The sequence below is a fragment of the Actinomycetospora sp. genome (genome assembly GCF_055612215.1).
Window position 1 is genome coordinate 1 of sequence record NZ_JBVPVA010000567.1, and the last position, 8,140, is coordinate 8,140.

Here is an 8,140-nt window from a genome sequence, read left to right on the forward strand (position 1 = left end):
GGCGGGCTGCGCAGCGGTCGCGTCGTCACGGGGCCGCCGAGCGGGCCGGTCGTCACCGGACCCCGTAGCGGGCCGACCCCGGTGCCCTGGGGCGCCCGGCCCGGCGCCGACCGCACCGACCGCACCGACCGCACTGCGCGGCCGGCACTCGAGGGCGCGCTCTTCGGTCTCGGCTCCGGCCGCTCCCGGAGCTGACGGCCGCCGCGCGAGGGGAGGATCCGGTCTCTCTAGCCGACCGAGGGCTCCCCTCGTGCGACGAGCAGGCCGGCGCGAGGGGAGGATCCGGTCGCTCTAGCCGACCGGGGCCTCCCCTCGCGTGGGGTCCGGGACCCCGAGGTGCGTCGCGACCCACTCGGTCACCGCGTGGATGAAGATCCGACGGTTCTCGAGGCGCTGGATCTCGTGGCCCTCGTCGTCGAAGAGCAGGTAGCGGACCTCGACGCCGGCGGCCTTCGCCCCGTGCACCGCGAGCTCGGCCTCATGGACCGGGACGTTGGTGTCGTACCGGCCGTGCACGACGAGCAGCGGCGCACGCAGCCGGTCCATGCGGTGGACCGGCGAGAGCTCGCGGAGCAGGTTGCGGTCGTGGATGGGGTGGCCGTACTCGCCGACCGCCGCGTCGGCGATCCACGGCTCGGTGCGCGCGAAGAACGTCTCGAAGTCGGCCATCCCGCACACGTCGACACCGACCGCGAAGAGCTCCGGGTGGTTCACCAGCGCGGCGAGGGTCAGGTAACCGCCGTAGGAGCGGCCCATCACCCCGAGCCGCCCGGCGTCGGCGACCCCGGACTCGACGAGGTGCTCGGCGCACGTCGCCACGTCCCGGATCGCCGCGAAGCGCCCGGCCCCGTTGTCGGCGTTGACGAACGAGCGGCCGAACCCCGACGACCCCCGGACGTTCGCCGCGTACACGGCGACCCCCGCGGACAGCAGCGCCTGGTAGAGCGGGGTGAACACCGGCCGCTCCTGGGACTCCGGGCCGCCGTGCAGGTAGATCACCGTCGGCAGCGGGCCGACGGCCCCCAGTGGGCGGTAGAGCCAGCCCGGCAGCGCGAGCCCGTCCGGGGTCGCGACGGTCTCCAGCGTCGGGTGCACCAGCGAGCCCCGCGCCCACGTCGGCTCGCCCTGCGGGCAGATCAGCGCCGTGGTCTGCGAGGACAGCTCGTGGCACCACACGGCCGCGGGCACGTCGGGGGACTGGATGCCCATGACCAGCGAGTCCCCGTCGTGGCTGAAGACCGCGGAGGTGACGACCGCGCCGGGCGGGCTGTACGCCGCGGGCTTACCGGTGCCGAGGTCGAGCAGCTCGACCTCGCTGCGCCCGGCGACGTTCCAGACGAGCGCGGCGAGCCCACCGTCCTCGGTCAGCGCGAACCGCTCGAGCTCGGCGTCCTCGCGCTCGGCGAGCACGTCGGGGTACATCGGGCGGGCGTCCGTGGCGACGTCCACGGACACCAGCGCCGCCCGCTCCCGGCCCCCGTCGGTGAGCACGAGCATCCGCGTGCCGCCCTCGACGAAGCGCCCGGCCACGACCGACGAGTCCCGCGTGATCGCCACGGGGTGCTCCACGGCCCCGGGCGGGCCGCCGGGGCCGCGTCCGGCGTCGATGCCGTGCCAGCCCTCGGTGCCGTCCAGGTCGACGATCCCGACGTGGCGCGAGCCCCGCCGGCCGCGGCGCAGCAGCACCCGGCGCTGGTCGGGGGAGACGTCGAGGATCTGCAGCGCGTGGCCGGAGCCCAGGCGCTGACGCTGCTCGCTGTCGACGTCGACCAGCCAGGCCGTCGTCGTCTCGCTGTCGGACTCGGTGATCGCCACGACCGAGCCGGCGTGGGTCCAGCGGTCCAGCGAGACCGCGCCGCGGTCGCCGTCGCCGACGCCGCGGATCGGGTGCAGGCCGGTCCCGTCGGGCCGCACGACGAGCACCGTCGAACGCTCCCCGCCCTCGGCGGCGGCCTCCACGGCGAGCCAGGCCCCGTCGGGCGACCAACGCACGACCGAGACGAGGTCGGGACCGGTGTCGAGCGACCACTCCTCGCCCGTCGCGCGCCGGTGCATCCGCACCTCGGGCCGCCCGTCGCCGTCCCAGACGAAGGCGATGATCGTGCCGTCGGGGGACGGGCTGGGCGACCAGCAACGGGTCGCACTGATCCACTCGTCCACGACAGGGGAACCTACGTCAGCCGATCTCGTGGGCCTGCAGCCACATCTCCAGGAGTGCGACCTGCCACAGTGCGTTGGCGCCGAGGTTGGTCCGCCCGGAGTTCGGGTCGTCGAGCATCGTCGCCACCGCGTCCTCGCGGAACAGCCCGCGCCGCTTGGCGGCCGGGTCGGTCAGCGCGGCCGTGACCCGCTCGAGCACCGGCCCGGAGAGCTGCCGGATCGCGGGCACCGGGAAGTAGCCCTTCTTCCGGTCGATGATCTCGTCGGGGAGCACGCCGCGCGACGCCGCCTTGAGCACGCCCTTGCCGCCGTCGGCCATCTTGAGCTCGGGCGGGCAGGCGCCCATGGTCTCGACGAAGTCGTGGTCGAGGAACGGCACGCGCGCCTCGAGGCCCCAGGCCATCGTCATGTTGTCGACGCGCTTCACGGGGTCGTCGACCAGCATCACCGTGGTGTCGAGCCGCAGCGCCGCGTCGACGGCGTCCGTCGCGCCGCGCCGGCCGAAGTGCTCGCGGACGAGGTCGAGCGAGGGGTCCTCGTCGAGCATGTACTCCGGGGCCACCAGCTCCCCGATCTCGTCGTGCGGGCGGTCGAAGAACGCCTTGTGGTAGGCCTCGACGGCGCCCTCGCGGCCCACCCGCGCGATCGGCGGGTACCAGTCGTAGCCGCCGAGCACCTCGTCGGCGCCCTGGCCGGACTGCACCACCTTGATCGACTTCGAGACCTCGCGCGAGAGCAGGTAGAACGCGACGACGTCGTGGCTGGTCATCGGCTCGGACATCGCGGCGATCGCCCCGGGCAGCGCCTCGTCGGTCTCCGCCTTCGGCACCCGGAACTTCGTGTGGTCGGTGCCGTAGGTCTCGGCGACCAGGTCGGAGTAGTCGAATTCGTCGCCGGTCTCACCGCCCTCGGACTCGAAGCCGATCGAGAAGGTCTTGAGGTCCTTCTGTCCCATCTCGGCGAGCAGGGCGACCACGATCGACGAGTCGATGCCGCCGGAGAGCAGCACCCCGACCGGGACGTCGGAGACCATCCGGCGCTCCACCGCCGTCCGCAGCGAGTCCAGGGCGATCTCGGCCCACTCGGCGTCGGAGTGCTCCTCCTCGCCGCGGACGAACTTGGGGGTCCAGTAGGTCCAGTCGCTCTGCGCGCCGTCGGGCTCCACGGTCCGCACGACGGCGGGCGGGAGCTTCTGGACGCCACGCAGGATGGTGTTCGGGGCGGGCACCACGGCGTGGAAGCTCATGTAGTGGTGCAGGGCCACCCGGTCGATCTCGGTGTCCACGCCGCCGGCGGCGATCACGGCGGGCAGCGACGACGCGAAGCGCAGCGCGCCGGACACGGGCGCCACGTAGAGCGGCTTGATGCCGAGCCGGTCGCGGGCCAGGACGAGCCGGCCGGTGTTCCGATCGGAGATCGCGAAGGCGAACATGCCCTTGAAGTGCTCGACGCAGCGCTGGCCCCACCGGTGGAACGCCTTGATGATCACCTCGGTGTCCGAGGTGGAGAAGAACCGGTAGCCCTCGCGCCCGAGCTCCTCGCGCAGCTGCTCGTAGTTGTAGATGATCCCGTTGAAGACCGCGGTCAGGCCGAGCTCGGAGTCCACCATCGGCTGCGCGCCGGTCTCGGTGAGGTCGATGATCTTCAGGCGCTGGTGGGCGAGGGCGAGCGGGCCGTGCCCGACCACGCCCCAGCCGTCCGGCCCGCGGGCCTCGAGGACCTGCGCCATCGCCAGGACGGCGCCCACCTGGGCCGAGCCCCCGTCGAAGCGGAACTCACCGGCGATGCCGCACAACTCGGTCTCCCTTCGGTCGACGTGTGCGTGCGTTCCCGTGCCCTGGCACGGAAACCTGCACGCACCTTCAGCGCTGCACGCCGACAGGGCGTCAGCGCAAGATCCAGGTGTCCTTCGAGCCCCCACCCCGCGACGAGTTGACCACGAGGCTGTCGGCGGGCGCGACCCGTGTGAGGGGGGTCGGCAGGACGGCGGGCTCCGGACCGAGCACGACGAACGCGCGCAGGTCCACCACGCGCGGAGCCAGCTCGGTGCCCGTGAAGGTCGGGTGGGTCGAGATCTGGATGGTCTCCTGGGCCACGTAGCTCGCCGGGTCGGCCCGCAGGTCCGCGGCCGCGCTCTCCAGCTCGGCCTCGCCCGAGTGCGGGCCGATGACGATGCCGGCCCCGCCGTAGCCGTCGACGGGCTTGAGGACCAGCTCGGCGAGGTGGTCGAGCACGTGCTCGCGCTGCTCGGGGTCGGCGCAGAAGTAGGTCGTGACGTCGTCGAGCAGCGGCTTCTCGCCGAAGTAGTACTCGGTGAGCGCGTGGATGTGCGGGTAGACGGCCTTGTCGTCGACGAGCCCGTTGCCCGGCGCGTTGGCCAGCGCGAAGCGGCCCGCGCGCACCGCGGCCTGCAGCGGCTCGCGCAGGACGCGGCCGTCGGCGTCGGGGGAGTCGAACAGGAGCTCCTCGTCGATGCGCCGGTAGGCGACGTCGATCCGCTGCCCGGAGACCCCGACCGTGATCGTGCCGTCGTCGGTGACCCGCAGCCCCGAGGGCTCGAGCAGCGGCACCCCCATCTCCTCGGCGAGCATCGCGTGCTCGAAGTAGGCCGAGTCCGCCGGACCCTCGGTGAGTACTACGAGGCCCGGCTCGTCCCCGGCCGACGCGGGGGCGCAGGAGAGCAGTGCCTCGCGCAGCATCGCGGGGGCCTCGTCGGAGTCGACGACGCCCTCGGGGGCCTGCAGCTCGGGCAGGACGCTGCGGACGACGCGACGGTCGGCCATCGCGTAGGCGATGCCCGAGGGGATGCGCAGGTTGTCCTCGAGGACCTTCCAGCGCCCCTCGCCGTCGCAGACCAGGTCCAGGCCCGAGATCAACGCCCGGGTGGCGCCCGGTGGCACCGTCATCGACGCCTCGCCCTCGGCCGGCAGCCAGCGCAGCGCCTCGCGCGGCAGGACCCCGTCGCGCAGGCAGGCCTGCTCGCCGTGCAGGTCCTGCAACAGCGTCTCGAGGGTGCGGGCGCGCTGGATCAGCCCCGCCGTCAGCGACTCCCACTCCGGGCGGGCGATCAGGCGCGGGATGAGGTCGAGGGGGAACAGGCGCTCGGGGTCGTCGGGCTGGGGGAAGAACATCGAGCGCGCCCGCTGTTCGGCGTCGCGGCTCTTCTCGTGCGCGAGCAGCCCGGAGGGACCGATCCGCTCGAGGCTCGCGACGAGCCAGGCGTAGGTGGGGCGGACGTGCCCGGTCTCGTCGACGGCCTCGTCGTAGGACGGCGGGTGGTAGTCCCCGAGCAGGACCGGCGCCGCGGTCTCGGGTGTCGGCAGCTGCTCGACGGCGGGCTCGTCGGGCACCCCGCGGGTCTCGGCGACGAGCATGTCGACGACGCCCTCGAGGCCGCCACCGCGGTTGGCCCGCTGGCGCTGGCGGGCGGCGGAGCTGCCCCGGGCCAGCGCGTCGAGGGCGAGGTCGGAGACCTCCTCCCAGTCGCCGGCGTCCTCGAGGTCCTCGCGCAGGGTGTCGAGCATCAGCCGGATCGCCCGCGACGGCGGCACCAGGTCGCGCCGCACGACGTCGACGAGGTCGCCCTCCAGACCGGAGCGGGCCGCGCGCCAGCTGGCCGCGCGCAGCAGCTCCGGCCGGTACTGCGGCTGCGGGCGGCCCTCGGTGTGGGCGCGGACGCCGTGCACGACGAGCGCGCGGGCGAGGCCGGCGATCAGGACGACGCCGTCGACCGTGGGGGAGGCGTCGCAGATGCGCAGCTCGACGGTCTTCTGGTGCGCCGAGGGACGCATGTCGAAGTAGACCATCCCGGGGTCGGACATCGTCCCGGAGCGCAGCAGGTCGTCGATGAGGGCGTCGTAGTCGGCGGCGTCGCGCAGCGGGGCGGGCGGGCCCGCCGTCGGCCACCGGTGCCAGGCGAGCGTGCGGGAGCTGGCGTAGCCGGTGTCCTCGCGCTGCCAGAACGGGCTCGAGGCCGAGAGCGCGAGCAGGACCGGCAGCCACGGCGCGGAGTGCGCCATCACGGCGACGGCGGCGTCGCGGTCGGGGACGTCGACGTGCACCTGCGTGCCGCAGATCTGCTGCTCGAAGGCGAGCATCTGGTACTCGTCGCGCATCCGCTCGTAGCGCGGGGAGGCGGTGATGCCCTCCGCGGAGCTGTCGACCAGCGGCACGCTGCCCGCGCCGACGATGCCGAGGCCGCGTTCCTGTGCCATCGAGGAGAGCGTGCGGCGCAGCCGCAGCAGGTCGGTGCGCAGGTCGGACAGGCTCGCCGTCGGCTCGGAGTTGGTCTCGATGATCGAGGGCTTGAGCTCGGCGGCGAACGCGTCGGCGTCCAGTGCCGCGAGCTCGTCGAGGAGCTCGGGCACCCGCGGCACGGCGCTGCGCGTCTCGAGGTCGACGAGGTGGAACTCCTCCTCGACCCCGAGCACGACGCTGCCGGCCGTGGCCATCCGCTCATCGGACATGCGGTGCACGCTAGGGGGACCGTGTCACAGGGATGTTTCCCGGCCCGCGATCCGTGACCCATCCGGCGTTCACGACTATCCGGGCGGGCCCAGCGGGTAGCGGCCTGCGACACTTCGCCCCCGTGCGCGTCTACATCGGCTCCGACCACGCCGGCTTCGAGCTCAAGGGCCACCTGCTGAACGAGCTCGCGACGGCGGGCCACGAGGTCGTGGACATCGGCCCGGAGGTCTACGACGCCGACGACGACTACCCGCCGTACTGCACCGCGACCGGTGAGCGGACCCTCGCCGACCCCGGCAGCCTCGGCGTCGTGATCGGCGGCTCGGGCAACGGCGAGCAGATCGCGGCGAACAAGGTCCGGGGCTGCCGCGCCGCCCTGGCCTGGAACGTGGAGACCGCGGAGCTCGCCCGCCGCCACAACGACGCCCAGGTGGTGGCCGTCGGGGCGCGCATGCACACCGCCGACGAGGCGACGACGATCGTGCTGGCCTTCCTCGCGACGGCGTTCGAGGGCGGCCGCCACCAGCGCCGCATCGACATGCTGGACCGGTACGAGAAGGGCGAGCCGATGTGAGGGTTTCTCGTCGCCGCGACGAGCAGACCCGCTCACATGCCTGAGGGCCACACCATCCGGCGCCTCGCGCGCTCCCACGTCCGCCGCTTCCGGGGCCACGAGGTCGCCGTCAGCTCGCCGCAGGGCCGCTTCGGCGCGGGCGCCGAGCTCGTCGACGGCCGCGTGCTGCGCCGGGTCGACGCACACGGCAAGCACCTGTTCCACGTCTACGAGCCCGACCTGGTCGTCCACGTCCACCTCGGCCTCTACGGGAAGTTCTCACTGACGGCGATCCCGGAGGACGGCGTGCCGGCGCCGATCGGGCAGGTGCGGATGCGGATGGTCGGGAGCACCCACTTCGCGGACCTGCGCGGCGCGACGGCCTGCGAGGTGCTCACCGAGGGCGAGGTCGACGCGCTGCACGAGCGCCTCGGTGCCGACCCGCTGCGTCCCGACGCGGACCCCGAGCAGGCGTGGCGCCGGATCTCCCGCTCCCGCTCGCCGATCGCGACGCTGCTCATGGACCAGGCGGTGATCGCCGGCGTCGGCAACGTCTACCGCGCCGAGGTGCTCTTCCGGCACGGCCTGGACCCGCTGACACCCGGTCGGGAGCTGGGTCGCGAGCGGTTCGACGCGGTGTGGGAGGACCTGGTCGACCTGCTCGCCGACGGCGTGCGGCGGGGCTCGATCGACACCCTGCGCCCGGAGCACGCGGACCTGCGCTGCGACCACCCCGGCCGGCGGCACGACCGCACCTGCGGCCGGCCCGTCTACGTCTACCGGCGCACGGGTCTGCCGTGCCTGCTCTGCGGGACGGAGATCGCGCGCCGCACGCACGCCGCGCGGAACCTCTTCTGGTGCCCGACCTGTCAGTCTGCGACGTGATCGGTGCTGCTATAACGAGCGGGTCACTCGTCCGGGTGACGAACGAGGAGGCGGCTCGTGCGTTCCGTGGTCCTG

The 8,140-nt window shown here is 73.5% G+C and carries 6 protein-coding genes; 3 read left to right on the plus strand and 3 right to left on the minus strand.

The features are described 5' to 3' along the window. Positions 1-195, plus strand: a 195-nt coding sequence (locus AC0CYZ_RS15625; RefSeq protein ID WP_472216903.1) for a hypothetical protein, incomplete at its 5' end; no start/stop codon positions are given. A gap of 96 nt (positions 196-291) precedes the next feature. Here AC0CYZ_RS15625 and AC0CYZ_RS15630 read toward each other — a convergent pair. From AC0CYZ_RS15630 to AC0CYZ_RS15640, 3 genes are all read right to left on the minus strand, one after another. Then, on the minus strand, positions 292-2,160 hold the full coding sequence (locus AC0CYZ_RS15630; protein ID WP_472216905.1) for a S9 family peptidase: 1,869 nt from the start codon (positions 2,158-2,160) through the stop codon (positions 292-294). 16 nt (positions 2,161-2,176) lie between these two features. Then, positions 2,177-3,955 (minus strand): N-acetylglutaminylglutamine amidotransferase, encoded by a 1,779-nt coding sequence (locus AC0CYZ_RS15635; protein ID WP_472216907.1) that lies wholly within the window; start codon positions 3,953-3,955, stop codon positions 2,177-2,179. A 91-nt stretch (positions 3,956-4,046) separates the two neighbouring features. Continuing rightward, positions 4,047-6,626 carry a glutamate--cysteine ligase gene (locus AC0CYZ_RS15640; protein ID WP_472216909.1) on the minus strand — a complete coding sequence of 860 codons (2,580 nt, stop codon included), beginning with the start codon at positions 6,624-6,626 and terminating at the stop codon, positions 4,047-4,049. 122 nt (positions 6,627-6,748) lie between these two features. Here AC0CYZ_RS15640 and AC0CYZ_RS15645 point away from each other — a divergent pair, with 122 nt between their 5' ends. After that, positions 6,749-7,201, plus strand: coding sequence for a ribose-5-phosphate isomerase (locus tag AC0CYZ_RS15645; protein WP_472216911.1), 453 nt, complete (start codon positions 6,749-6,751; stop codon positions 7,199-7,201). Between the two features lie 36 nt (positions 7,202-7,237). Beyond that, positions 7,238-8,065: an Fpg/Nei family DNA glycosylase gene (locus AC0CYZ_RS15650; protein ID WP_472216913.1), complete on the plus strand. Its 828-nt coding sequence runs from the start codon at positions 7,238-7,240 to the stop codon at positions 8,063-8,065. Positions 8,066-8,140 lie beyond the last annotated feature (75 nt).